This is a genomic window from Mesorhizobium sp. B3-1-8 (assembly GCF_006439495.1).
In the GTDB taxonomy this organism is placed as follows: domain Bacteria; phylum Pseudomonadota; class Alphaproteobacteria; order Rhizobiales; family Rhizobiaceae; genus Mesorhizobium.
Genome location: NZ_VFTK01000002.1, coordinates 180599 through 206087, shown reverse-complemented (window position 1 = coordinate 206087; position 25489 = coordinate 180599). Strand labels below are relative to the sequence as shown.

The 25489-nt window shown below is 64.5% G+C and carries 26 protein-coding genes; 13 read left to right on the top strand and 13 right to left on the bottom strand.

The window, feature by feature from the left end:
• The first annotated feature begins 40 nt into the window (after nt 1-40).
• Together FJ424_RS02980 and FJ424_RS02975 are read left to right on the top strand one after the other, a co-directional pair.
• Nucleotides 41-538 carry an N-acetyltransferase gene (locus FJ424_RS02980; RefSeq protein ID WP_140652110.1) on the top strand — a complete coding sequence of 166 codons (498 nt, stop codon included), beginning with the start codon at nt 41-43 and terminating at the stop codon, nt 536-538.
• 393 nt (nt 539-931) lie between these two features.
• Nucleotides 932-1933 (top strand): aldo/keto reductase, encoded by a 1002-nt coding sequence (locus FJ424_RS02975; protein WP_140652112.1) that lies wholly within the window; start codon nt 932-934, stop codon nt 1931-1933.
• A gap of 118 nt (nt 1934-2051) precedes the next feature.
• Here FJ424_RS02975 and FJ424_RS02970 read toward each other — a convergent pair whose 3' ends face one another.
• From FJ424_RS02970 to FJ424_RS02955, 4 genes are all read right to left on the bottom strand, one after another.
• Nucleotides 2052-2279, bottom strand: coding sequence for a hypothetical protein (locus FJ424_RS02970; protein ID WP_226891882.1), 228 nt, complete (start codon nt 2277-2279; stop codon nt 2052-2054).
• Between the two features lie 104 nt (nt 2280-2383).
• Complete coding sequence (locus FJ424_RS02965; protein ID WP_140652114.1) at nt 2384-3013, bottom strand: glutathione S-transferase family protein; 630 nt, start codon at nt 3011-3013, stop codon at nt 2384-2386.
• 117 nt (nt 3014-3130) lie between these two features.
• Complete coding sequence (locus FJ424_RS02960) at nt 3131-4228, bottom strand: NAD(P)/FAD-dependent oxidoreductase (protein ID WP_140652116.1); 1098 nt, start codon at nt 4226-4228, stop codon at nt 3131-3133.
• A 139-nt stretch (nt 4229-4367) separates the two neighbouring features.
• Nucleotides 4368-4601, bottom strand: a complete 234-nt coding sequence (locus FJ424_RS02955) for a hypothetical protein (protein WP_140652118.1) — start codon at nt 4599-4601, stop codon at nt 4368-4370.
• 117 nt (nt 4602-4718) lie between these two features.
• Between FJ424_RS02955 and FJ424_RS02950 the strand changes: the two genes are divergently transcribed.
• The 5 genes from FJ424_RS02950 (at nt 4719) to FJ424_RS02930 (ending at nt 9990) form a co-directional block, all read left to right on the top strand.
• Entirely contained in the window at nt 4719-5318 is a 600-nt protein-coding gene (locus FJ424_RS02950) for a DUF922 domain-containing protein (RefSeq protein ID WP_140652120.1), read from the top strand.
• A 302-nt stretch (nt 5319-5620) separates the two neighbouring features.
• The gene (gene ugpC, locus FJ424_RS02945; protein WP_140652122.1) at nt 5621-6697 is read left to right on the top strand and encodes a sn-glycerol-3-phosphate ABC transporter ATP-binding protein UgpC; all 1077 of its coding nucleotides are present in this window, start codon (nt 5621-5623) and stop codon (nt 6695-6697) included.
• A gap of 36 nt (nt 6698-6733) precedes the next feature.
• On the top strand, nt 6734-8059 hold the full coding sequence (locus FJ424_RS02940) for an ABC transporter substrate-binding protein (protein WP_140645455.1): 1326 nt from the start codon (nt 6734-6736) through the stop codon (nt 8057-8059).
• Between the two features lie 97 nt (nt 8060-8156).
• Nucleotides 8157-9095, top strand: coding sequence for a sugar ABC transporter permease (locus FJ424_RS02935; RefSeq protein WP_140645454.1), 939 nt, complete (start codon nt 8157-8159; stop codon nt 9093-9095).
• 1 nt (nt 9096) lies between these two features.
• Nucleotides 9097-9990, top strand: coding sequence for a carbohydrate ABC transporter permease (locus FJ424_RS02930; RefSeq protein WP_140645453.1), 894 nt, complete (start codon nt 9097-9099; stop codon nt 9988-9990).
• Between the two features lie 13 nt (nt 9991-10003).
• On the opposite strand, the gene FJ424_RS02925 is transcribed toward FJ424_RS02930, so the two are convergent.
• On the bottom strand, nt 10004-10423 hold the full coding sequence (locus FJ424_RS02925) for a VOC family protein (protein ID WP_140652124.1): 420 nt from the start codon (nt 10421-10423) through the stop codon (nt 10004-10006).
• Between the two features lie 406 nt (nt 10424-10829).
• On the opposite strand from FJ424_RS02925, the gene FJ424_RS02920 reads away from it, so the two are divergent.
• Nucleotides 10830-12038, top strand: coding sequence for an MFS transporter (locus tag FJ424_RS02920; RefSeq protein WP_140652126.1), 1209 nt, complete (start codon nt 10830-10832; stop codon nt 12036-12038).
• A 169-nt stretch (nt 12039-12207) separates the two neighbouring features.
• Nucleotides 12208-12843: an ankyrin repeat domain-containing protein gene (locus FJ424_RS02915; RefSeq protein WP_140652127.1), complete on the top strand. Its 636-nt coding sequence runs from the start codon at nt 12208-12210 to the stop codon at nt 12841-12843.
• A 57-nt stretch (nt 12844-12900) separates the two neighbouring features.
• Here the strand turns inward: FJ424_RS02915 and FJ424_RS02910 are convergent, their stop codons facing one another.
• The gene (locus FJ424_RS02910) at nt 12901-15132 is read right to left on the bottom strand and encodes a cation:proton antiporter (RefSeq protein ID WP_140652318.1); all 2232 of its coding nucleotides are present in this window, start codon (nt 15130-15132) and stop codon (nt 12901-12903) included.
• A gap of 268 nt (nt 15133-15400) precedes the next feature.
• On the opposite strand from FJ424_RS02910, the gene FJ424_RS02905 reads away from it, so the two are divergent.
• Nucleotides 15401-15607, top strand: a complete 207-nt coding sequence (locus FJ424_RS02905; protein WP_140652129.1) for a hypothetical protein — start codon at nt 15401-15403, stop codon at nt 15605-15607.
• Between the two features lie 115 nt (nt 15608-15722).
• Nucleotides 15723-16499, top strand: coding sequence for a DUF2270 domain-containing protein (locus FJ424_RS02900; RefSeq protein WP_140645447.1), 777 nt, complete (start codon nt 15723-15725; stop codon nt 16497-16499).
• Nucleotides 16500-16551: 52 nt separating this feature from the next.
• Here FJ424_RS02900 and FJ424_RS02895 read toward each other — a convergent pair whose 3' ends face one another.
• The 5 genes from FJ424_RS02895 to FJ424_RS02875 all read right to left on the bottom strand — a co-directional run bounded on the left by FJ424_RS02895 (nt 16552) and on the right by FJ424_RS02875 (nt 21191).
• A complete protein-coding gene (locus FJ424_RS02895; protein WP_140652131.1) occupies nt 16552-17937 on the bottom strand; it encodes an amidase family protein in 1386 nt (461 codons plus the stop codon).
• Nucleotides 17938-18030: 93 nt separating this feature from the next.
• A complete protein-coding gene (locus tag FJ424_RS02890) occupies nt 18031-18480 on the bottom strand; it encodes a carboxymuconolactone decarboxylase family protein (protein WP_246677125.1) in 450 nt (149 codons plus the stop codon).
• Between the two features lie 109 nt (nt 18481-18589).
• Nucleotides 18590-19555 carry a sigma-70 family RNA polymerase sigma factor gene (locus FJ424_RS02885; RefSeq protein WP_140645445.1) on the bottom strand — a complete coding sequence of 322 codons (966 nt, stop codon included), beginning with the start codon at nt 19553-19555 and terminating at the stop codon, nt 18590-18592.
• A 93-nt stretch (nt 19556-19648) separates the two neighbouring features.
• On the bottom strand, nt 19649-20251 hold the full coding sequence (locus tag FJ424_RS02880) for a sulfotransferase family protein (protein WP_140652133.1): 603 nt from the start codon (nt 20249-20251) through the stop codon (nt 19649-19651).
• Nucleotides 20252-20291: 40 nt separating this feature from the next.
• Nucleotides 20292-21191, bottom strand: a complete 900-nt coding sequence (locus tag FJ424_RS02875) for a VOC family protein (protein ID WP_140652135.1) — start codon at nt 21189-21191, stop codon at nt 20292-20294.
• 145 nt (nt 21192-21336) lie between these two features.
• Between FJ424_RS02875 and FJ424_RS02870 the strand changes: the two genes are divergently transcribed.
• Both FJ424_RS02870 and FJ424_RS02865 read left to right on the top strand, forming a co-directional pair.
• Complete coding sequence (locus tag FJ424_RS02870; protein ID WP_112101294.1) at nt 21337-21636, top strand: hypothetical protein; 300 nt, start codon at nt 21337-21339, stop codon at nt 21634-21636.
• 551 nt (nt 21637-22187) lie between these two features.
• Nucleotides 22188-23783, top strand: a complete 1596-nt coding sequence (locus FJ424_RS02865) for an alpha/beta fold hydrolase (protein ID WP_246677124.1) — start codon at nt 22188-22190, stop codon at nt 23781-23783.
• A gap of 89 nt (nt 23784-23872) precedes the next feature.
• On the opposite strand, the gene FJ424_RS02860 is transcribed toward FJ424_RS02865, so the two are convergent.
• Nucleotides 23873-24703 carry an aldo/keto reductase gene (locus FJ424_RS02860; protein ID WP_140652139.1) on the bottom strand — a complete coding sequence of 277 codons (831 nt, stop codon included), beginning with the start codon at nt 24701-24703 and terminating at the stop codon, nt 23873-23875.
• 100 nt (nt 24704-24803) lie between these two features.
• Nucleotides 24804-25400, bottom strand: coding sequence for a TetR/AcrR family transcriptional regulator (locus FJ424_RS02855; RefSeq protein WP_140645526.1), 597 nt, complete (start codon nt 25398-25400; stop codon nt 24804-24806).
• Nucleotides 25401-25489: the final 89 nt, after the last annotated feature.

Sequence of the window (25489 nt, the reverse complement as noted above, 5' to 3'; positions counted from 1 at the left end):
CGCTTCGCCCTATCTTCAGGTTGTAACAAGGACCACGAAGATGACCCGCATCCGGGCGATGACGAGGAACGACTTGGCCGATGTATCGCGGCTGCTCGGCCAATCCTGGCGGCGGACGTATGCGCCGATCATGGGCGACGAAACCGTGGCACGGCTTTTCGACGAAAGGCATGCGCCGGACCAGCTCGCGGCCGAACTCGACGACGAGGACAAGATGTCCTTCGTCGCCGAAGGCGCCGACGGCTCGATCGCCGGCTACGCCATGGCGGCGATGGACGCAAAGAGCGACGTCATGCTGGAGCGGCTCCATATCGAGCCGCAGGCGTTCGGCAGCGGTCTCGCGGTCGACCTTTTGCACGCGGTGCTTGCCGCGAATGCCGGCATCCCCAGCATCGCGCTGGAAGTGATCGAAGGCAACGACCGCGCGATCGCCTTCTACCGCAAGCATGGCTTCGAAGTGGTCGAACGCCGGGACGCGGCACACGGCGTCGGCGGGCATGCATCGCTGATCATGCGCCGCATGCTGCCGAGGGCTTAGAGCGTTTCACCGTTTCACGGAAACGGCGAACCGCTCTGTCTCCTTGTTTCTACGCAATTCCAGACGGAACGCTGCGGCCAAAGCGCCCAGCCGACCGCTCACACTTTTTCTGAAATTGCTCCTGATCGAAATCAGGCAGCGGCCCGCCTGCGCAGTGCCTACATGACGCTTTCCTCGAAAGCTCCGGGCGCCCGGCCCGCTTCGGCCAGTTGGGCCGCATCCCAGCTCCGGCTTTATCAGGACAAGTCTGTCGTGCTGCATTGGACAGTCATCGCAGTGGAGTCATCGCCGGGCAAGGATGGGACGATTGCGCCGTCAATAGGGCCAGCGCTGGACGCATTCACGCCCAGCCCTATAATTTAGCCGGATCGAAAATTCGGCGGAGCAAGACGCATGAGCCTCGGCAAACACAAACTCGGCAGCCAGGGGCTCGAAGTCTCGGCCATCGGCCTCGGCTGCATGGGCATGAGCCAGGCCTATGGGCCGGCCGACGAGGCGGAGTCGATCGCGACGCTGCACCGGGCGATCGAGCTCGGCTGCACCTTTCTCGACACCGCCGAGGTCTATGGGCCGTTCGTCAACGAGGAACTGCTTGGACGCGCGCTGAAAGGCCGGCGCGACCAGGTGACGATCGCGACGAAGTTCGGCTTCCGCATCGCCGACGGCAAGCAGTCCGGCACCGACAGCCGGCCCGAGCATATACGCGAGGTGGTCGACGCTTCGCTCAAACGGCTCGCCACCGACCGCATCGACCTGCTTTATCAGCACCGCGTCGACCCATCGGTGCCGATGGAAGACGTCGCGGGCGCGGTCGGCGAATTGGTGGCCGAGGGCAAGGTGCGCTTCTTCGGCCTGTCGGAAGCGGGCATCGCCAACATCCGCCGCGCGCATGCCGTGCATCCTGTCTCGGCGCTGCAGAGCGAGTATTCGCTGTGGGAGCGCAACCTCGAGCCGGAGATCATCCCGGCGCTGAAGGAGCTGGGCGTCGGCCTGGTGCCGTTCGCGCCGCTCGGCCGCGGCTTCCTCGCCGGCGACGTCAGGCGCGCGGAAGACTATCCCGAAGGCGATTTCCGCCGCGGCGACCCGCGCTACCAGGGCGAGAATTTCGACGCCAATGTCGCCGCGGCCGCCACGGTGCGAGACATCGCCGACGCCAAGGGGGTGAAGCCCGGCCAGATCGCAATCGCCTGGCTGCTCGCCAAAGGCCCCGATTTCGGCATCGACATCGTGCCGATCCCCGGCACCAAGCGCCGGACCTATCTGGAAGAGAATGTCGCGGCGGCCGACATCGCGCTCGACGCCACCGAGATGCTCGGGCTCGACATGGCGCTGACGCCCGACAAGGTGTCGGGGCCGCGCTACAACGAGCGGACGATGTCTCTTGTGGACCGGTAGGCGTTATCCCAGCGGCTAAAGCGTGTCGCGCTGAAGCGGATTCAGGCGACGCGCTTTAAAAGCCTTTGTTTTCATGCATGTTATCGCAAAACCGCTGCACACTTTTGCGCGACATGCATTAGTTCTTCTTGCAGTCCGACATCGCCTCCATCGCCTTCCTCGCCTCACCCTCGCTGGCGTATTTCTTCTTGCCGAGGTCGATGACAAGCGTTCCGTCGGGCTTCTTCGGCACGATCTCGCACTGCTTCGAGACCGCGTCTCGGGCCACCCAGTATTGCTCGGCCGCCTTGGCAGGCAGGCTAATCATGCCAGTGGCGAGGATTGCGACGGCGATGGTGCGAACCATTGCGGATCTCCATGGCTGGGACGCGAAGCAGGCGGTGCCGATGAGGCGACGCCCGACACGCTGCCTTTGGAGAACGCCCTGTCCCGCCGCTGTGTTCCGGTGGCTCAGGCGTGCGAATGCGGATCGATGCTGTAGGGATGCACCGGATAGTCCGGGCCGATCGCCTCGCTGACGCGCCCCATCCAGGCACCGACCGCCGGATAATCGGCAAGCTCAAAACCGCAATCTTCTGCGCGGTGGGCGTAGGCGTAGACAGCAATGTCGGCAATGGTGAGCGCGTCGCCGGCCAGGAAAGGTGTGTCGACCAAGCTGCGCTCCAGCGCGCCAAGTGCCCGCGCGCCCGCTTCGCGCTTGCCGGCAACTAGCGCCTGGTTGCGCTCCAGGCGGCCGGTCAGCGTCCAGAAACGCAGCGAGCCGATGATCGGCTCGACATAATACTGCTCGAAGAACAGCCACTGCATCACCTTGGCGCGGGCAAGCCGGTCTACCGGAAGATAGGACGTGCCTTCCGCAACGAGGACGAGGATCGCGTTGGACTCGGCGATCGCCTGGCCATTCTCCACGGCGAGCACCGGAACGGCGCCCGCCGGGTTGAGCTTCAGGAAGGCCTCCGTGTGGGTCTCGCCCTCGAAGATCGAGACGATACGGGTTTCGTAGGCGATACCGAGCAGGCCGAGCAGGACGCGAACCTTCCAGGCATTTTGAGAGGGGAGATAGTCGTAGAGCGTGAGCATTGAGCGGTCCTCGGTGTGATAGGATGGCTTCGCATGGAGGGCGATGTGAGAGCCACCCGATTCAGGCGCCTCATCTCAACCTCGAGCAGGCAGACCAGCAGCTTCGACGCTTCGCCCTCACCGCCCTGCGATATCCTTCGCCACCGCCTTCGCCTCGATGCCGATCTCGCGCAGCAGGCCGGTGACCGGGTTGTAGAAACCGACGAGATAGACGCCGAGCTCCGTCGCGCGAGCATTCACGCCGCTCTTGTCCGGCCTGAGCTCCGCCGGGAGGAAGCCGTCATAGGCCGGGCGGTAGCCCGTGGCGAAAATCGCCGCGTCGAATTTCTTCTCAACGCGATCGGCGAACTTCACGCCGTCCGCGGTGAAGCTTGCGATATCCGGCGCGATGCCGATCCGGCCGGCCTTGATCGCCGCCACCGTGCCGACATCGATCACCGGAATGCGGCCGGCTTCGATCCCTTGCAGGATGCCCTGTTTCGGCCGCACGATGCCGTATCTCTCCAACTTGCCCAGCGCCAGATCGAGGATTTTCGGAAACATCCAGTCGTTCAGCGCCTGCGGCATCGGACGGCTGGCGATGCCCACCATCTGGATCGGCACGCCGAACAGCTGGCGCGGCACGATGTGGACGCCCTTGCGCACCGAGATGGTGGGCCTGGCGCCGCTTTCGGCGAGGTCGAGCGCGATTTCCGCGCCCGTATTGCCCATGCCGATGACCAGCACGTCCTTGCCGACATAAGGCGCGGCCTCGGCATAGGCGGCGCTGTGCAGCACCTTCCCCTTGAAGGCCTCGATGCCGGGGAAGCGTGGCGTGATGGGCTCGGCATTGTTGCCGGTGGCGACGATCACCTTGCGGGCATCGAACAGCCCGGCATCGGTCTGGACCAGCAGGCGCTCGCCTTCGCGGCGGACCGATTTGACGGTGACGCCGAAGCGCGGCTTGAGCCCGAAACGCCCGGCATAGGCGTCGAGATAATCGACCACTTTTTCGCGCGGCACGTAGCGCGGATGGCTCTTCGGGAACGGCACGAAGGGCAGCGAGGAGAATGATTTCACCGTGTGCAGATGCAGCCGCCGGTAATGCCGCCGCCAGGCCGGTGCAACCTCACTGGCCTTTTCCAGAATGACGAAATCCTGCCCCGCCTGTTTGAGGCAGGCCGCGACGGCGAGCCCGGCAGGGCCGGCGCCGACGATGACGACATTGGTGTCCAAGAACCTCTCCTCCCGCCCAGGCGACGCAGGCTATGACGAGAGGTGCAGAGGGACAAGTAGGTGAGAATACCTAGAGGGGCGGCACGCCGCCTATCTCCCCTCGAGGGTACGCAAGTGGGGGAGATAAAGCGTCGCTGCCCTACTCTATCGCGCCCGGCGTCTCGAGCTCGTCCTCGGGAGGGTCGAGGATTTCGATCAGTTTCGCCACGCGCACGCCGGGCATGGCGTGGCCCTCGTTGACCAGCGCCTCGTCGGCGCCGATCCAGGCGAAAGCCTCGCGCAGTTCCTCGAGGCTGGCGCCGGTCAGCGCGATGTCGGCGATGACGGCCTCGTCGACCGGTCCAAGCACGGAGATGATATCGTTGCGGGTCATCTTGTCCTCCCCCATGGGTCGGGATGATTGCCCAAGGAAACGAGCGACGGGCGAAGCGGGTTCCAAAAATCCGCGGGCCGGCTTCTTCAGAACGAGGCGCGATGCTATGGCTCGCACATGAAGCCCGCCCTCCTCCTCGCCGCCCTGCTTTCGTCCACGCCGGCGCTCGCCGACTGGAAACCCATCGAGAAAATCGAGACCTATGCCGTCTCAGGCCAGAGCGCCGAACAGCTTTATCTCTCGATCGGGGAGAAAGGGCCGGTGATCGGCAAAGATTCGGCCGGCAACGCCCGGCGCGTGATCGCGCATACTTTCTTCAAGCTGACATGGCAGCGCGACTACCGGCCGCAAGGCGGCGCCTGCGTGCTGAAGACGGCGCGGCCGAAGCTGATCATCACCTACACGCTGCCCAAGCCGGCGGGAAAACTTGGCTCAGCCTTGCAAACGCGCTGGGACGCCTTCGCCGCCGGGCTGATCGCGCATGAGAAGGTGCACGGCGCCGGCATCGTCGACATGGTGGACAAGATCGTCGCCTTCAGCACCGGACTTACCGCCCAGAACGATCCCGGCTGCAAGAAGGTCAGGGCGGAACTGACGGCCTATCTCGACCAGCTCTCCAAGGCGCAGCGCCAGGACAGCCGCGACTTCGACAAGGTCGAGTTCGGGCAGGACGGCAACATGCTGAAGCTGATCGCGGCGTTTCTGTTTGGAGGCTGAGAGCAAACCTTGTCCAGCCGCTATTCGAGCATTCACTTGCCGGCAATCCGGCACCGTCCGGCCTGGCTTCGCTTCAAAGCCGGCTTCGCTCACCTGTCCTGCGCGACGAAAGTATAAGGGCGCCTGTCGCCGCTTTACAGGCGGATGTGGTAGCGCTACCGTTTCACCGTCGCGTGACCCGGGGGGAGCTGGGGCAGACGTCGCCGACGCCAGTGGTGGATGCCTGCCGGCATCCGTTTCAACCACGCCTGATAGAAACGGCTCCCCGCGAGACCTCGCAGGGAACCATCGGGAGGAGTTCGATGGCGTCTGTCGCGATTGGCGATGTCTACAAATCGTTCGGGGCCACCGAAATCCTGCATGGGGTCAGAGTCGATATAGAAGACGGCGAGTTCGTCACGCTCGTCGGCCCATCGGGCTGCGGAAAATCGACGCTTCTGCGAATGATCGCCGGCCTGGAAAAAATCTCGCGCGGCCATATCTCGATCGGCAGCCGTATCGTCAACAACGTTGCGCCGAAGGAGCGCGACGTGGCCATGGTCTTCCAGAACTATGCGCTCTATCCGCACATGACGGTGGCCGAGAACATGGCCTTCTCGCTCATGCTGAAGGGTGTTCCGAAGGCTGAAAGCGATGCGGGGGTCAAGCGCGCGGCCGAGATCCTCGGGCTGATTCCTCTTCTGTCGCGCTATCCGCGCCAGCTTTCCGGCGGCCAGCGCCAGCGCGTCGCCATGGGCCGGGCGATCGTGCGCAATCCGCAGGTGTTCCTGTTCGACGAGCCGCTCAGCAATCTCGATGCAAAGCTCAGGGTTCAGATGCGCGCCGAGATCAAGGAACTGCACCAGCGGCTGAAGACGACGACGGTCTATGTTACGCACGACCAGATCGAGGCCATGACCATGGCCGACAAGATCGTGGTCATGCATGACGGCGTCGTCGAGCAGATCGGGCCGCCGCTGGACCTCTACGATCGGCCGAACAATCTGTTCGTCGCAAGCTTCATCGGCTCGCCGGCCATGAACCTTCTCAAGGGCACGTTTGCCAGCGACGGCGCGCCGTCCTTCCGGGGCGCGGGCGGCATTTCCGTGCCTTTGCCGAAACCACCCGCGATCCGCAACGGCGAGGCAATGATGCTCGGAGTGCGGCCCGAGCACCTGCGGCTCGCCGACGACGGCATTCCGGTCACGGTGGTGGTGATCGAGCCGACCGGTTCGGAAGTGCAGATCATCGGCCGGACGGCGGGCGGCGAGGACATCGTCGCCAATTTCCGCGAACGCCATTCCTTCACGCCGGGAAAAACCATCCGGCTGTCGGTCGAGCCCGGCCCCATCCATCTGTTCCACGGCGGAACGGGCCAGCGGATCGAAGCGGCGCGATAGACAACGCAACGAGGAAGCAAGTAGGAGGAAACGAGTATGAAGTTCACCAGACGCGATGTAATCCGCACGACCGCAGCCGCGGCAGCCGGAGCCCTGGGCAGCCGCTTCGCCGGCTCGAGCGCCTTCGCCCAGGAAGGCCTGACCTATAAGCCCGAGGAAGGTGCCAAGCTCAGGCTGCTGCGCTGGTCGCCCTTCGTGCAGGGCGACGAGGACCAGTGGCTGAAGAATACCAAGCGGTTCACCGAGGCGACGGGCGTGGAGGTGCGCGTCGACAAGGAAAGCTGGGAAGACATCCGTCCCAAAGCGGCGGTCGCCGCCAATGTCGGCTCCGGCCCCGACCTGATGTTCGTCTGGTTCGACGACCCGCACCAGTATCCCGACAAGCTGCTCGATGTGACGGAACTGGGTGATTATCTCGGCAAGAAGTATGGCGGCTGGTATGACGGCCCGAAACAATATGCGACGCGCGAGGGCAAGTTCATCGGCTTGCCGCTGGCCACCATCGGCAACGCCATCGTCTACCGCGAAAGCTGGGTCAAGGAGGCAGGCTTCTCCGAATTCCCCAAGGACACGGCCGGTTTCCTGGAGCTTTGCAAGGCGTTGAAGGCGAAAGGCCATCCCGCCGGCTTCACCCATGGCCACGGCGTTGGCGACGGCAACAATTACGCGCATTGGCTGCTGTGGAGCCACGGCGGCCAGATGGTCGACGAAGCCGGCAAGGTGACGATCAACAGTCCGGAGACGCTCAAGGCGATCGAATATGCGCAGGAACTTTACAAGACCTTCATCCCCGGCACCGAAAGCTGGCTTGACGTCAACAACAACCGCGCTTTCCTGGCTGGGGAAGTGAGCGTGATCGCCAACGGCATCTCGGCCTACAACACAGCAAAGATCAACAAGGACAATGACCCGAAGCTGGCTGAGATCGCCAAGGACATCCGCACTACCAACATGCCGATCGGGCCGGTCGGGAAATCGGTCGAGCTTTTCCAGGTGACCACGGCTGTCATCTTCAATTACACGCCCTATCCCAATGCTGCCAAAGCCTATCTGCAGTTCATGTTCGAAGATCCGCAAATGTCCGACTGGATCACTTCGTCGGCGGGCTATTGCTGCCAGACGCTGAAAGCGTTCGACAACAACCCGGTTTGGAAGGCCGACTCTAACAATGCGGCCTACGCGAAAGCCTCGGCGACGCTGCGCCCCAACGGCTATGCCGGGCCGCTCGGCTATGCATCCGCCGCGACAATGGCCGATTACGTGCTGGTGGACATGTTCGCCAAAGCGGTGACGGGCCAGGCGACGCCGCAGGAAGCAATGGAAGAGGCTGAAAAACGCGCCAACCGCTACTACCGCGTCTGATCGTGGCGTAGTTGAAGCAGGCTGACCGCGCTTTGCGGCCTACGCACGCCAAGCGCGGTCAGCCACAGTTCCACCCGCATAACAAGGAGCCCGCGCCATGGCCGTGCCGTCCGTTGCCGTTCAGCCGCGCCCGTCGATCCTGTCGCGGCTCGCCGAGAGCAGGAACGCTCTCGGCTTCGGCTTCATGCTGCCGGCGGCGGCGCTGCTCCTGGTCTTTCTCACCTATCCGCTCGGCCTCGGCGTCTGGCTCGGCTTCACTGACACACGCATCGGCCGACCGGGCATCTTCATCGGCATCGAGAACTACGAATATCTGTGGAGCGACAGCGTGTTCTGGCTGTCGGTCTTCAACACGCTGCTCTACACGGTCAGCGCCTCGATCCTGAAATTCGTGCTCGGACTGTGGCTGGCTCTCATCCTCAATGAGAAGCTGCCTTTCAAGTCGTTCTTTCGCGCCGTAGTGCTGCTGCCCTGGGTGGTGCCGACCGTGCTGTCGGCCATCGCCTTCTGGTGGATCTACGACTCGCAGTTTTCGATCCTGTCCTGGGCGTTGCAACAGATGGGCCTGATTGACCACCGCATCAATTTTCTCGGTGATCCGACCAATGCGCGCGCCTCGGTCATCGCGGCCAATGTGTGGCGAGGCATTCCCTTTGTCGCCATCACGCTGCTTGCCGGACTGCAGACCATTCCGCAATCGCTCTACGAGGCTGCTACGCTCGACGGCGCCAGCCGCTGGCAGCTGTTCCGCTACGTGACCCTGCCGTTGCTGACGCCGATCATAGCCATCACGATGACGTTTTCGGTGCTGTTCACCTTCACCGATTTCCAGCTGATCTATGTGCTGACCCGCGGCGGCCCGGTGAACGCCACGCATCTGATGGCGACATTGTCCTTCCAGCGCGGTATTGCGGGGGGCCAACTGGGCGAAGGCGCGGCAATCGCGGTCGCCATGATTCCTTTCCTGCTGGCGGCGATCCTGTTCAGCTATTTCGGCCTCCAACGGCGCAGATGGCAGCAAGGCGGCGGGGACTGACATGGCCGCAATCAAGGAAATCGAGCGCCTGGAGACCGACGAAGGCGGCATGGGCTACCTGCAAAGCCTTCCGCGGCGGGTGGTGACGGTCTATCTGCCGCTGCTGGTGTTTCTGATCGTGCTCCTGTTTCCGTTCTACTGGATGACGATCACTGCGGTTAAGCCCAATATCGAGATGACCGACTATGTGAACTACAATCCGTTCTGGGTCGTGCATCCGACGCTGGAGCACATTCGCTATTTGCTCTTCGAGACCTCCTACCCAGGCTGGTTGCTCAACACCATCATCATTTCGACCGCCGCAACTTTCCTGTCGCTGGCGGCTGCCGTGCTTGCCGCCTATGCGATCGAGCGGCTGAGGTTTTCGGGGGCGCGGCAAGTTGGCCTCGCCGTCTTCCTCGCTTATCTCGTGCCGCCTTCTATCCTGTTCATCCCGCTATCGGTGATGGTGTTCAACCTCGGTCTATACGACACACCATTCGCGCTGATCCTCACCTATCCGACCTTCCTCATCCCGTTCTGCACCTGGCTTCTGATGGGCTACTTCCGCTCTATCCCCTTCGAGTTGGAGGAATGCGCGCTCATCGATGGCGCGAGCCGCTGGCAGATCCTCACCAAGATCGTGCTGCCGCTGTCGGTGCCCGGCCTGATCTCGGCCGGCATCTTCGCCTTCACCTTGTCCTGGAATGAGTTCATCTATGCGCTGACCTTCATCCAGTCTTCGGAGAAGAAGACGGTGCCGGTCGGCGTGCTCACCGAACTCGTTCGCTCCGACGTCTATGAATGGGGCGCGCTTATGGCCGGCGCGCTGATCGGCTCGCTGCCGGTGGTGGTGCTCTATTCCTTCTTCGTCGAGCACTATGTTTCATCGATGACGGGCGCGGTGAAGGAGTAGCAGCGGGGCTGCTCTAAAAACTGATCTCCACCGCCGCGGCACTTCGCTTCGCCTCGCCGTGGAACACCGCCTCGATGTTGTTGCCGTCGGGGTCGAGCAGGAAGCAGGCGTAGTAGCCGGGATGGTAGTGGCGTTCGCCCGGCGCGCCATTGTCCTTGCCGCCGGCGGCGAGCCCCGCCTGGTAGAAAGCGTCGACCATGGCGCGGTCTTTGGCCTGGAAAGCGAAATGGTGGCGGCCGGTGAGCGCGCCGCGCGACGCGCGGCTGTCGATGCCGGAAATGAACAGCTCGTCCACCCAGAAGTAATCCTCGGCTTCGCCGCCGATCGGGATGCCCAGCACCTCAAGCACCGCGCCATAGAAATGCCGGCTGGCATCAAGGTCGCGCACCACGAGGTGCAGATGGTCGATGAGCCGGCCGCGATAGAGTTCCATGGGTGACGCCTCCTTCTGAATGCTGCGGCTCAATCTAGAAGCGCCTGCTGTGCGGTCAACGCGGGGGTCTGCAGGCTGCTGACAGTTGGAGACGCTGGCGGGACAGCGCCCCCTCGGTCCTGCCGGACATCTCCCGCACGAGGGGGGAGATAGCATTTTCCGGCATTTGCGAGCGGACTTGTCCCCAAGCAAGTGCTTGGAAAATGCCAGAGAGGGGGATTTCGCAGAGCGATGACTTTTCTCGTCGGCGCCTTCCACTCTCTTGGGCGCCAAAAATCCGGATAAAAAATGCAACCAGATTGTAGGATCGGCTCCCGCCCTGGCGTCCTTCGGACGCAGACGGCCCGGTGGACTGGAAAAACCGTGCCGCATCAAACAGGATGCCTTTCGGCATGGGAGCAGAACCATGAACCATTCCTATCGTTGGGTCATCGTCGCGGCGGGCGCGCTGATGACCTGCGTGGCGCTCGGCGCCATGTTTTCGCTGGCGATCTTTCTGGAGCCGATGTCGCTCGACACGAACTGGTCGCGCACCGGCATTTCCAGCGCCATGACCTTGAACTTCCTGGTGATGGGCCTCGGCGGTTTCGCCTGTGGCGCGATCTATGACCGGGTCGGCGCGCGGCCCGTGGTGCTTGCGGGCGCGGTGCTGCTCGGCCTGTCGCTGGTGGTGGCGAGCCGCGCCGATTCGCTGTTGGTCTTCCAGCTCAGCTACGGCGTGATCGTAGGCCTGGCGGCCAGCGCCTTCTTCGCGCCGATGATCGCGCTCACCACCGCCTGGTTCGACACCAACCGCAGCCTTGCCGTCTCGCTGGTCTCGGCCGGCATGGGCGTCGCGCCGATGACCATCTCGCCCTTCGCGCGCTGGCTGATCACGGCCTATGACTGGCGCACCGCCATGTTCGACATCGGCATCATGGCCTGGGTGCTGCTCTTGCCCGCCGTCTTCCTGGTGCGCCAACCCGCGGCGGCAATCACTACCGCCGATGGGACGCCGGCGCCCGCCGCCGACGATCCCGGCATGAGCGTCGGCCAGGCGCTGCGCTCGCCGCAATTCATCGTGCTGGGCTTGACCTTCTTTGCCTGCTGCGCGGCGCATTCAGGCCCGATCTTCCACATGGTGAGCTACGCCATGTCCTGCGGCGTGGCGCCGATGGCGGCCGTATCGATCTACAGCGTCGAGGGGCTCGCCGGCCTTGGCGGGCGCATTCTCTATGGCGTGCTCGGCGACCGGCTGGGCGTGAAGCCGGTGCTGGTCGCCGGGCTCGCCATCCAGGGGCTGGTGATCGCCGCTTATCTCACCGTCGGCCAGCTCGACCAGTTCTACCTTCTGGCCGTCATCTTCGGCGCCACCTATGGCGGCGTGATGCCGCTTTACGCTGTGCTGGCGCGCGAATATTTCGGCCTGCGCATCATCGGCACCATCCTCGGTGCGGCCACGATGCTCTCCAGCCTCGGCATGTCGCTGGGGCCGCTTGCCGGCGGCATGATCTACGACGCCACCGCCAGCTATCACTGGCTGTTCATCGGATCGGCGCTGATCGGGCTGGGCGCGGCCGGCATCGCCATCGCCTTCCCACCGCAGCCCAGCCGGCAGAAGCTGCAGATGGCGTGAGGAAACTGCTGATCTTCCCCTTGTGGGGGAGATTGGCAGCTCCACCGGCTTGAAATCCGTTGCCGGACGCCGGTGAGTGTGAAACGCTCCGTAAAAGCCGCGATCGATGAGCGCCGGCCGACGAATATCCAGTGGGTGTCGGCGCGATCGTGGTCCGGAGAGCATCGCAGTGAGCGCAAGCGTGGAAGCCGACGACGCCAGGGGATGGTCCAACCTGCTGATCGCGGCGGAGAAGGGCGACACCGAAGCCGTTCGGGCGGAATTCGCGGCAGGCGCCGACATCAACCAGGCCGAGGAAGACGGCTGGTCGGCGCTGCATCTTGCCGCCCATAATGCCCGCATCGCGGCGCTCATGACGCTGATCGCGGATCCGGCAATCGACGTCAATTCCAGGAACAAATGGAAGAGCACGCCCTTGAGCCTGGCGGCGGCCAAGGGCCATTACGCCTGCATCCAGGCGCTGGCGGCCCATCCCCGTATCGATATCGATGCCCGTGCCGACTATTACGGCAGGACGGCGCTCATCGAAGCGGCAAGGAACGGACATCTCGATGCCGTCAAGCTGCTGGTCGAGCACGGCGCGGACGTCAATGCGGCCGACAAGACTGGACGTAACAGCGCCCTCATCGAAGCCATCAAGGGGCGGCACTTTGCGGTCGCTGACTATCTGCTTGAGTCCAGGAAGGTAAACTTCCTCAACAAGGACATGCGGCTCAACGCCCTGATCTGGGCCGGCAGCACCCGCAACGGCGAGCTCATCGAGAAACTGGAAGCGGCGATCCACGCGTTCTTCGAAGGCAAGTGAGGACAAGGCGACGCCGAGGGAGCGAGTAATCCCCTCCCTGCGGGGGAGATCGGCCAATCACCCTGCCCCAGTCCCCGTGCGTACGGCCTCGCGGTCGCTCTCGTCGCGTTTCACCCGCTCGTCGGAGATCAGCACCACCGGGCATGGGCCGCGGCGCAGGACGGCCGTCGTCGTCTCGCCGAAAATCAGCTCCTCGCCCTGACGCCGCGCCACGCCCATGACGATCAACGCCACGCTGCGGCCGGCCTGGCGGGCGATGGCATCGGCGGCGGCGGCCCGCGAGCGGATGGCCGTCTCGATCTCGACGCCGTAGCGGTCGGCAAGGGCCACGATGTCCTTCAGCACCGCCTCTCGGCGGCGATGCGAGACCGTGTCGCGCGGCTCGTCGCGGCCGACCCTGGCGACATAGAGCATCTTGACCGGCGCGCCGGTGACGGCGGCGATGGCCAAAGCCAGTTCGGCGCCTCGGCGCGCAACCGCCGTGCCGTTGACCGGCACCAGTATCTTGCCGGATCCCGGGCCGAGCCGGGGCATCTGGCGGCCAGCGGCCGCCGGCTTCAACACCAGGCAGAGCGGCCCGTCAAAGGCGCCGGCGACTTCATTCAGCCGATGCGAGAAGCCGCCCTTGGGGGTGACCGCGCGGCCAAGGCCGACGAGCAGCATGCCGTAGCCCTTGCGCGCCTCCTTGGCGACCGCCTCGGCCGAAAGCACCTCGTGCTGGCGGCGGGTGACCGGCGCTTCGCGCGCCGGCGTCTCGTCGCCCTTTTTCGCCGCCTCGCGGCTGTCCTCCGCACCCTTCTCGATCTCCTCCAGATGCAGCCCCTCGGTCGGCTCGGCATCGATCTCGCCGCTGGAATGCAGCACCGTCGTCGGCTTGCCCGCGCCGATGACGCCGGCAAGATAGGCGGCGAAGCGGCCGACGACGCCCTCGTCGACCACCACCAGAAGCCGCTCCAGACCGGCGACGAATCCGCGCTGGTCGACCTCCTCGCGCTCCAGCCGCTTCTTTTCCTTCTCGCCGATCGGCAGGCGACGCAACGCCCAGCGCAAGGTCGGCGGCATGATCAAAGTGGTGATGACCGCCATGGTGACGATCATGGTGAAGAGGTTATGCGAAAGTACGCCCATCGACAGGCCGATCGAGGCGACGATGACCTCCGTGGAACCTCGCGCATTCATGCCGCAGCCGACAGCGATGCCTTCGGCGCGGCTCATGCCGGCGACCTCCGCGCCAATGAAGGCGCCGCCGAACTTGCCGATCGAGGCGATCACCACCAGCGCCACGGTGAGTAGCGCGAGCTGCGGATCGACAAGCACGGTGAGATCGGCCGACAGGCCGGCGACGCCGAAGAAGACCGGCATGAACAGCGCGGTGATGATGCCGCGCAACTGCCCTTCGATGTGGCGCGACAAGATGGGCGACTCGCCCACCAAAATGCCGGCGACGAAGGCGCCGAGCACGGTGTGCACGCCGATCAGGTCGGTGATCAAAGCCATGGCGCCCATGATGGCGAGGATGACGGTGACGACCGCGTATTCCGAGCGGAAAGTATCGTTTGTCCAGCGGATGGCGTCGAAGACGATGCGGCGCCCTAGCGTGAAGGAAAACGCCATGAAGGCGGCAACGCCGGCGATGGTGAAGGCCAGGCTGCCGATCTCGATGCGCCCCTTGGTGGCGATGCCGATGGTGATGGCGATGATCACCCAGCCGATCGTGTCCTCGATGATGGCCGAAGAGACGATGATCTGGCCGAGGTCGCGGCGCATGAAGTTCATGTCGCGCACCACCATGGCGACGATCTTGACCGAGGAGATGGAGAGCGCGGTGCCGAGGAACAGCCCGGCGACGATGCGCTCGCTGCCGGCGGCAAGCAGCGTGGCCGGCATGAACTGGGCGGCGACGAAGCCGAGCGCGAAAGGCATGGCCACGCCCGCGGCCGAGATGGAAAAGCAGGCGCGGCCGACGCGGCGCACCAACCTCAAATCGGTCTCCATGCCGGTGAGCAGGAGCAGCATCAAGACGCCGAGTTGGGCGATGGCGTTGATCATCGACTTTTGCGATGGGTCGCCGGCGAAGATCAGCCGCTCGCCCGCCGGCCAGACCCAGCCGAGCAGCGAGGGCCCGAGCAGGATGCCGCCGATCAGCTGTCCCATCACCGCCGGCTGGCCCAGTATTTCCAGCACCTCGCCGATGCCGCGGCCGACGACAAGCAGCAGGATCAGCTCGGCGACGAAAATACCTTCCGAGGACATGCCTGTCTTCTCGGCGGCGAAGGCGACGGCGGGCATCAGGGCGAGCGCCGCAGCACCAAGCGCGATCGACCAACGCCGATTGAGTATTTTGGACAAGCTGTCTCCCCTCGATTTCGCGTCACAACGGTTTGGCCGGTGCTTCGGTTGCAGGGCGTCGAAGTTGCCAATTTTCCCACAAGGGGGGAGATCAGCAGTTCCAGCGCCGCATCCCTTACATTTCTATTCAAATGCCGCCGCCGATCTTTGCTTCCCGGTAAAGCGACTCGGCGATGGTCGCGCCGTGGCGGGCAATAAGGAGAAGCTAATGAAAAGCGACTTTGCCGCCGCCCACCTGCACCTCGACCGGGCCTGCCATTACCTGCGTGGCGACGATGAAACGAGCCGCGCGGCGCTTGCGGCGCTCGACCTTGTGATCGAGGCAGTGGCGGCAGCCCAGCATGCCAGGCCGATAGCCGATGTGCTGCCCTTTCCGCGGCGCGCGAATGGTGGTCTTCCCCCGCTTGCATCCTGACTTATCCGCCTGAAAAGGCGGGAACATTCTGGCCGGCTGCACGTTACAAGGATTGGGTGTGGCCGGCCGATCTCGGGGCGGGCGGCCATGGCGGCGGGAGGCGCATGGCAGAGGGATGTCCCAGACAAGGGCCGCAAAACCAACCGACGCGGCTTGGCCGACAGAGGCGGCCGCGCCAGCAAAATCAACCGAAGCGGCCGCGCCGCCGCGCGCTTCCGATACGCTGGCGCTGAAGCTTAGTTCTCCCGAATTCACCACGACGCTGTCGCATTTCCATCGCGCCGAGATCGCGCGCATGGCGGGCTGGCGCGACCGGCTCGACCGCACCAGCAACTGGGCGATCACCGTGGTGGCGGCGATGCTGTCGGTGTCGCTGTCGACGCCCAGCGCGCATCACGGCGTGCTTTTGTTCGCCATGCTCCTGATCACCCTGCTTTTGTGGATCGAGGCGCGGCGCTACCGCTTTTTCGACGTCTACCGCGCCCGCGTGCGGCAGTTCGAGCGCTATTACTTCGCCCAGATCTTTTCGCCGCAGCCCGACTATGCCTCCAATTGGCTCGCCATCCTCGGCGAAGGCCTGCGCTCGCCGCGTTTCCTGATCTCTCAGCGCGCGGCGCTGATCAGGCGGCTGCGCCGCAACTACATCTTCATGTACACGATCCTGCTGCTAGCCTGGATCCTGAAGATCACCACGCCGAGCCTGTCGCGCGAAGGCTCTCCGATCGGCTTCGGTGCCTCACTCGTCGACACGTTCCGGGTGGCGACACTGGGCCCCATCCCTGGCGTCGTCGTCGTGTGCGGGGTGGCCGCCTGCTATCTCGCGCTGCTTGCCGCCGCGTTCCTGGTCCGCGCCGATGACGGCGAGCTGTCCTTCGGCGACGTGCATGTGTGAAACAGCGGCGCGCCAAGGATTTCAGCCATGCTTGCTGGAGCGTGCCGCGCGATCACAATCCCGGCGGCCTGACAAAGCCGTCGGTCAGGCGCGACAGCGCCTTGGCGGCCGCCAGCAGCTTCATGTCCGAATGGCGGCGGCCGACGAGCTGGGCGCCGATCGGCAGGCCTTCTCGGTCGAGGCCGATCGGAATGACGACGGCCGGATGACCTGTCAGGTTGAAGCGACAGGCGTGGCTGAGCGCGCTCCAATAGGGCGTCTCGACACCATCGACCGGAATCGGCATTCCCATCTCCCGGTGGCGAAAAGCAGTGCACATCATCGCCGGACAGACGAGCACGTCCCAATCGCCGAACAAGCGCTCCCACGCGTAGATGAATTCGTCCCTCTGATTGAGCGCCTCGAGATAGGTCGACAGCGTGGGGGAGTTTTCCAGCGGCGGCTGGAAGGCCTGCGAATACCAGGTGATGAAGTCCGAAAACAGCGCCCGCTCGGCGGCGAAATCATGTGACGGCAGGGCCTGACCGACCCGTGCGCCGCTGGCGTCGATCGCGCTGGCAAGACCGGCAATCGCATCGGCGATATCGCGAGCGGTCGGCACGCCGGGGAATTCCGGCGCGAAGGCTATGCGCAGCCGGTCGAGCGGCGGCTCCGGCTCCTCGTCCGTCGCCACCGGCGGCACTTCGGTGTCGAGGCCGTCGGTGCCGGCGATAACGCGGTGGGCAAGGATCAGGTCGTCGACGCCACGTGCAAGGGGCCCTATGTCGAACAGCAATCGGAAGCTGCGCGGTATGTCGGGGGGATCGGCATAGCTGCCGGTGATCGGCACAGTTGCCTGCGTCGGCTTGAAGCCATAGACGCCGCACAGATGCGCCGGCACGCGGATCGAGCCGCCGGCGTCGCTGCCGATCTCCAGCGGAGCGAGCCCCGCGGCTACCGCTGCCGCCGCGCCGCCACTGGAACCACCCGGCGTGCGCGTGACATCCCAGGGATTGCCCGTGCGGCCGAAGATCGGGTTAACGGTCTGCAGGTCGCGCAGTCTCGGCGGCACATTAGTCTTGCCGATGATGATGGCGCCGGCCTTGCGCAGGCGCGCGGCAATGGTGCTGTCAACCGTCGGTACATGGTCGGCCCAGGCCCTCAGGCCGATCGTGGTGCGCATGCCGGCGGTGGCGTGGCCGTCCTTTAGCGTAATCGGCACGCCGTGCAGCGGCCCGACGGTCTTGCCGCGCGCAATGGCTTCGTCGGCTGCCCTGGCGCCGTCGCGCGCGGCCTTCTCGTCGAGGGTGATAATGGCATTGAGGAGCGGATTGACGGCGGCGATCCGCTCCAGCTGCGCCTCCATCGCCTCGCTTGCGCTCACACTCCGCTCGCGGATCGCCGCCGCCAGTTGGGTGGCGGTCAGGAAGGTGGTGTCGGTGGCAAGAGTGGCGGTCATGTGCGTGTTCTCCCTGTGTTGGGGGAGTAAGGCAGCAGGAAGCGATAGCCTGCAGATTTCCCTGCTGCCCCAGTCCCTCAACCCCTTACCGTCTCACTGCCCGCCCATCTCCTTCTTGAACTGCTCGAAGTCGACCTGCATGCCGTTGAAGATGGTGCTCCAGTGGCGGGTCAGAGCCGCCATGGCGACGGCTTCCTGGATCTCCTCGTCGGTGGCGCCGGCGCGCTTGGCGTCCTGCGTGTCCGACCAGATGCAGTAGCTGCAGGGAATCTGCGCCGCGACCGCCAGCGAGATCAGCGACTTGACCTTCGGCGGCAGCGCCGTCTTGTCGCTGAGCTCGATGGCCTTGACCTCGGCCCATGCGCCGGGCAGACCGGCCTTGGGAAACTGTTTGATGAAGCTCGGCACGCCGCCCATCGTCGACTGGATGTCCTTCAGCGTCGCATCGTAATCGTCGGCATTGGCAAGCAACGGCTGCGCGAGCATGGCAAGCGAGCCCAGAACGACGGCGCGGCTCAATCTGACTGCGAGAAAGGCAAACATCGGAATTCCTCCTTGCTGTGGTTGACGCGCCGGCAATCGGCCGCGTGACCTAGACAGGATGATGGGGCGGATCGAAAAGTTCGCTGGGCCGGCGAACTTCACGAAGATGTCATTCCTCGAGGCGCGGCGGCCGTTCGCAGGTGTGGACGCGCATCATGCGCACCTGGCGCTCGCCGTGGATCAAAACGATGGCGAAGCTTGGCGGGCAATGGAACGGGTTCTCGGGTGGGTTGACGAAATCGCCCTCGAGCACGGTGACGTTGGCGCTGACCAGCGCCCGCACCGGCTCATGGCGAACCCCGGCGCCGACATCCTCGTCGATGGCCTCGCCGAACAGATGGCGCCCAATGCCGCGCGGCCCGCCGGCGAAGGCGATGTCGAGCTCCTCGGCATAGTGGGAAAGCACACGCTCCTTGCCGCCGCGCTGCAGCGAGCGGTATTCCTCGGTGTAGAAAGCCAGCCGCTCCGCCACCAGCTTCTGATGCTCCCTGTCGGGCAGGCCGGCCGATGCAAGCAGCAGCTCCGAAAGCCTGATCTTGGCGTCAGCCAGCCGGCTGCGCACGGTGCCCACCGGCACGCCCAGAACGGTCGATATCTCCTCGTAGCCCGGCGAGCTGCCGAAATAGCGCAGCATCACGGTAGCGCGTTGCATTTCCGGCAGATGCGCCAGCGCAGCCCACACCCAGTCGCGCAGGTCGCGGCTTTCGATGCGGCTCTCGATGCGTTCCTCGTCGGCAAGCTCGCGGAATGCGCGCTCGGTTTCGGCGGGTCCGGCACAGGGCCGGCGCCGTCGCAGCGCCATCAGGCAATGGTTCCTGAGAATCGAATGCAGCCAGCCGCCGACGGCGGCGGGATCGCGAAGGCCGTCCAGCCGGACGAGCGCGGTGAGGAACGTGTCGTGGACCGCGTCCTCGGCATCGCCGGTGTAGCCCAGCATCGACAGGGCCATGGCATGGAGTTGCGGACGGTAGCGCTCGAACAACAGGCCGAAACCGTTCGCCTCGCCGAAGCGCGCAGCCATCACCAGCGCCGCATCGGGCTGGCCTCGACCGCGATCAAAACTGGCTTGCCCCATGGCCTGATCCCCTTTCCTGATCATATCACAAGGGACAGGATGCGATGAGCGACCGGAAAGTTCGGATGCCTGTATTCATCGACCCGAACTCGTCTAATTCAGCGACAGCGCCGTCCGAAACTCCTGGGTCGAGTTGCGGCTGGGATAGGGTTCGTCCGGCACGGGAATGCCTAGATGGGCGCAAAGCGGCGCCCAGCCGTCGCCGAGCTTGTGGACCAGCAGACGTTCGGCCGGCACGGTATTCAGCACCGCCTCGACATTGTCCCGATAGATCGCGATCGCGTGGGCGCGATCCTGCGGGCGGCCGTCAAAAACCTGTTTCGAAACGAGCGAGATGCCGAGCGAGTCATGGTCCGTGCTGCCGGCGATGGCGGGCAGGAGCGTCTTTTCGAAACTCTCCCACCAGCTTTCGGGCGAGCGCCAGGTCAGGATGACGCGCGCCTGGGGATAGATTTCGATCAGCTCGCGCCAGTAATGCGCCGAGGGCCAGTCGACGCAGGATTTATAACCGGCAAAGAGCCTACCCCAGTCGGGCGCGGCGCCCTTGGCCAGCGCCCGCCAGAGCGCCTTCTGCTCCTCATGCGCCATCACCTCCGACATATGATGGCAAGGGCCGAAACCGAGCATGGTAAGCGCCTCGCGCATCGAATCCGTCCCGGTCCGGCCAAAGCCGGTTCCAATCACCTTGAGCGACATTTCCCCTCCTCCACTTCTCCACGTCTTCCAGCGGCTACGATCAATCTCCCTGGACCACGAGCCGCAGGCGGTTGCCTTCCGGATCGGCGGTCGAGATAACGCGACCGTCCCTTTTCACCGGTATGTCGGCCGCTTCGAGCCTGCGCTCCACGGCGGCGAGCTCCTGCGCCGAGCCAAGCTCGATGGTGAAATGGTCGAGGCCGGCTGCACCCGGCGGCGGCTCGCGCAGCTCGTCGCGCGCCCAGATGTTGAAGGCCACCATGTGGGCGCGGCGCGCCGTGCCGCAGTCGAACATGCCGAAGGTCCGGGACTGGATATGCGGCCGGAAGCCGAGCACGCCGAGATAGAATTTCATCAGCATCTCGGGCGCGCGGGCGCGCAAATGGATGTGGCCGATAAAGGCATCCTGCGCCATCCTCGGCTCGATATGGCCGGAGTTGCCGAGGTCGCGCAGCAGGCCCGACACGTCCAGCGGCTCGAGCCCCGAATGCGCGCTGCCGTCGGTGGCAATCAGCGTCACGCGGCCGTTGGGCGACATTTCGCGACGCAGCAAGCGCTCCGGCGTGTCGAAGCAGATCTCGATGCCGTTACCGGAGGGATCGGAGACATAGAGCGATTCCGAAACCAGGTGATCCTGGGCGCTGGACCGTAAGCCAGATGCCTTGAGGCGGGCGGCGGTGTGCGCTAGATCGCGGCGGCTGGTGATATGGATGGCGACGTGGAAGAGATCGCGCGACTTCTGCGGCAGCGGTGCCTCCGCGCCGGCGTGCAGCACGATCAGCGTCCGGCCGCCGGCGCCAAGCTCCGCCATGGTGGCGTCTTCGCCAAGCAGCGCCAACCCGAGCGCGTCGCGCCAGACATTCAAGGCCGCCGGCATGTCGGTCACCCTGAGATGGACCGGCCCGAGCCGGGTCACTGGAGACAGCAATCCTTCATCCATCGTCGTCTGTCCGATTGCGGCCAATGACATATTAGTTGTGAATGAAAAGTCTGTCGCGCTCCAAGTTCGGGTTGACCCCTTCCCGGCGGGCAGCGACTATTGCAACGGCCGGTTTTCTGGAATTGGTTCAGCAGGAGGAGATCGCATGGACGAGACCGAACAGTGGCGCAACATGGCGAGCGCGCCGCGGGACGGCAGCCGCATCCTGGTGACGGTGCGCTCCTCGGAGCAAGGACCGGCCGAGGTCGACATGGCCTACTGGTCGCGCGCCGACCAGTTCGGCGAGGAAGGTTGGCGGGCGTCGGACTCCTCGCCCGGCCGCGTCGTCGAATATGCCGAGCCGGAACTCAGATGCTGGATGCCGCTGCCGACCGCCGGACGCGGGTCGATGCCGAGCCCATGGGAGGGCGAGGACGTGCCGCTGGTGGATGGCGAGGGGATTTAGGGTGAAGCCCGCCGTGGATCGGAAGGCAGGCTTTCAAAGCCGAAACGAGGCGGGTCCTCGCCCGGCACGCCGGCGAGAGAGCGCTGCGCGGGCCGACGCCGCCAAGGCAAGAAGCCGGCTCACGAGCATTGGCAGACTTATTCTGGGAGCGCCGGGAAACCGTTGAGCTAGCTGCCGCTCCAAGTACCGCGCCTGGGCGATGTCGTGACGAAAGATTGCGGGTGGGTTGCCTTGGGGCCGGTAGAAACCGTCATCTTGCCGGAAGGGCCAGTCGGTCGGGCTGAATGGCAGCATTGACGTCTCCCACGTTTCAGGTTCGGCCAACTCTCTGGCGCGACCGTGATAAAGCTGGAGAAGGCAGCGTGATCGAAACGTGAAAAAAACCGCTTGGGACAGATAGCGGTTGAATTAGCAGGGGCGAAGCGAAAGAATTGCCATAACCGTGGCCGGGGCCGAACTCAATGATAGGGCCTCATCTTTATCTTCTGGGCGGATTTGATCTCGCCGGTACCGGCGCGGCTGCTCCAACCTTGAGCCGTAAGGCACGGGCGATGATGGCCTATCTCGCCCTGCAAGCCGGACAGGCACAATCGCGCGAGAAGCTGGCCGCCCTGCTCTGGAGCTTGAATGGCGAAACCCAGGCCCGGATGAGCCTCAGGCAAGCCGTTTCGGCCATCCGAAAGGCCATGCACAAGTGCGGCAGCGGACGGTTTGTGACGGACGGCGCCAGTGTCGCCCTGTATCTCGATGAGATCGACTTCGATGTCGCCCGGTTCGAGACGCTTGCGACAGGATCGTCGCCCGAACACCTCGAGCAGGCACTCGCCGCCTACCGCGGCGAGCTGCTCGACGGTCTTGGCTTGAAAGAGGAGCCGTTCGAGGACTGGCTTCGAGTTGAACGCGAGCGCCTGAGAACGATCGCGGTTGCAGCGCTGGACAGGCTGGTGGCGCATTACAGCGCGTCGAACGACCTTTCATCCTGTGCGCGCACGGCTGCGCGACTGCTCGCAATGGAGCCTCTGCGCGAAGATATCCACCGGGCATTGATGAGAGCCTATGCCGCGCAGGGCCGCATCAACCTTGCTCTCAAACAGTATGAGCTCTGCCGTGAGGCGCTGGAGAGAGATCTCGGACTGCCGCCAGAACTGGAAACGCGCCAACTGTACGAGGCTCTGCGGACACGCCGGATGAGTTCATCGCCCTACTCGAAGCGTCCGGTTGCGGCCGCCGAGCCGGCGGCCGGTTCGGGGGCAAATGCCGGTGGGAGCCTTTCCGGCGGCGAGCCGATTCCACCGACCACCCGTTACGTCAAATCGGCAGGAATCAACATTGCCTATCAGGTGACCGGCGAAGGGTTGATTGACCTCATATACGTGCCCGGCTGGGTCTCCAATCTCGACCTTGCCTGGGGCTCGCCGCGCTTCGCGCATGTGCTCAAGCGGCTCGGCACCTTTTCACGGCTGATCCGATTCGACAAACGCGGCACCGGTCTATCCGACCGCAATGTCGGCCTGCCGACGCTGGAAGAGCGCATGGAGGATGTGCGTGCGGTACTGGACGCAGTCGGCTCCACGCGAGCGGTGTTGTTCGGCAGCTCGGAGGGCGGTCCGATGTGCATGCTTTTCGCCACCACCTATCCCGAGCGTACGTCCGCGCTGGTGCTTAACGGAACCTACGCCAAGGGCACTTGGTCAAAAGAGTATCCCTGGGCAAGAACTGTAGCGCAGGTGGACGACGATGTAGCGGCCATGGAGCGGCAATGGGGCAAGCCCGCCGACATGAGCAATGCAGCGCCGAGCCTGACCGAAAACATGGTCGAACGCGAATGGTTCGCCGCCTATCTCCGGAATTCGGCCTCGCCCGCCGATGCAATCGCGCTCTGGCGCTGGGGTACCGAAGTCGACGTTCGCGACATCCTGCCGGCGATCCGCGTCCCGACGCTGGTCGTGCAGAGGACGGACGACCGTTGGGTACGCCCAGAGGAAGGGCGCTATTTGGCAACCCACATCCAAGGCGCTAGATACGTCGAGCTGGCCGGCAGAGACCACGTGATCTGGGGTGAAGATTGCGACCGCCTGGTTGACGAGATACGAAGCTTCGTCGCCGGATTGACGTCCCGAAAGACCATCTCTGCGCTCACCGGATGAGCGGCGGCATGTCGTCGGCAGAACTGCTCATTTCGCCATCAGTGGGAAGATTGGAGGTTCCGACGCCGCACCAATAGGCGCGCAGCGCCTCAGAACAAAAACGCCGCCGTGGCCGGATCAGGTCCCGTCCGGCCGTCGGCCGAATCCAGACCGTGAACGGTCTGCATGTCGTCCGCGTCCAACTCGAAACCGAAGACGTCGAAATTGCCGGCGATACGCTCCTGGTGGATCGACTTCGGAATGACGATCAGCCCTTCCTGCAAATGCCAGCGGATGATGACCTGCGCCACCGACTTGCCGTGCTTCTCCGCGATCTTCTCCAGCGTCGGGTCGGCCAGCAGCCGGCCGCTGCCCAGCGGGCTCCAGCTCTCGATATGGATGTTGTGCTTCTCGTGGAACTCGCGCTTGTCGCGCTGCTGGAAGCGCGGGTGCAGTTCGATCTGGTTGACGACCGGCGTCACGCCGGTCTCGCCGATGATGCGCTCCAGATGCTCCTGGTTGAAGTTCGACACGCCGACCGATTTTATCCGCCTGGCCTTCTGCAGCTCGACCAGCGTCTTCCAGGCCTCGACATATTTGTTCTGGCTGGGCACCGGCCAGTGGATGAGGAAGAGGTCGATCTTGTCGATGCCGAGCTTTTGCATCGTATCGTCGAAGGCGCGCAGCGCTGCGTCACGCTGATGCGCGCCGTTGCGGAGCTTGGAGGTGATGAAGAGTTCGGATCGCGGCACGCCGGCGGCGCGGATCGCCTCGCCGACGCCTTCCTCGTTGCGATAACCCTCGGCGGTGTCGATCAGCCGGTAGCCGGCCCCGACGCCCCAGCGAACGACCTTGGCGGTGATGTCGGGATCGACCTGCCACACACCGAGCCCGATTTGGGGGATGGCGGCGCCGTCGTTCAATGTGAGCTGTTCGGGCATGGGGAATCCTTTTGGGAGGGAGGGTGATGCCGACTATGTAGGCCGTGGGTTGGGGAATGCCAGTCGGGGTGGAGCTGGCGCCGCCGGCAGTTGCGGCGCCTCAGCCCCTCGCCCCGAACCGCAACCCATCCATCAAAAGCTTCACCAGCCGCCCCGACCGTTCTCGCCAGTCCGGCGTGTTCGGCGCTGAGTAGATGCCGCCCAGCGCGTGCATCACATCGGAAGCGTCGACGTCGGCGCGGATTTTCCCCGAGGCGGCGGCGGCCTCGATCAGGCCTCGCATGGCGCCGGAGACGCGGCCGGACGTGTCGGAGAACAGCGTCGAGTTGGTGGTGAGCAATAGGCGCAGGCTGGTGGCGAGGCCACGCTTGGTGGCGATGTAGTCGACGAAGCGCTGCATCCAGAGCTCCAGCGCGACATCGGCCGGATGCTCGCGCGCCAGTTCGTCAGCCGCCTGGCAGAGCCCTTCCACCTCGCGGCGGTAGACCACCTCGACCAGATGCTCGCGCGTCGGGAAATGGCGGTAGAGCGTGCCTATGCCGACCCCCGCCCGCTTGGCGATCTCCTCCAGCGAGGCATCGACGCCGTCGCTCGCGAAAGTCTGCGCCGCCACCTCGACCAGTCTGTCGCGGTTGCGTTGCGCATCGGCGCGTAGCGGCTTTGGCGCCTGCGCGTCGCGCGTCGCTTCAGCGGTCATTTCCCGGTCGGGCACTTTTTTCTCCACCAACGCAATATGGGGGGTTGAACCATGACTGGCCAGACCCCAGTTAAATAAACGGAGGCACC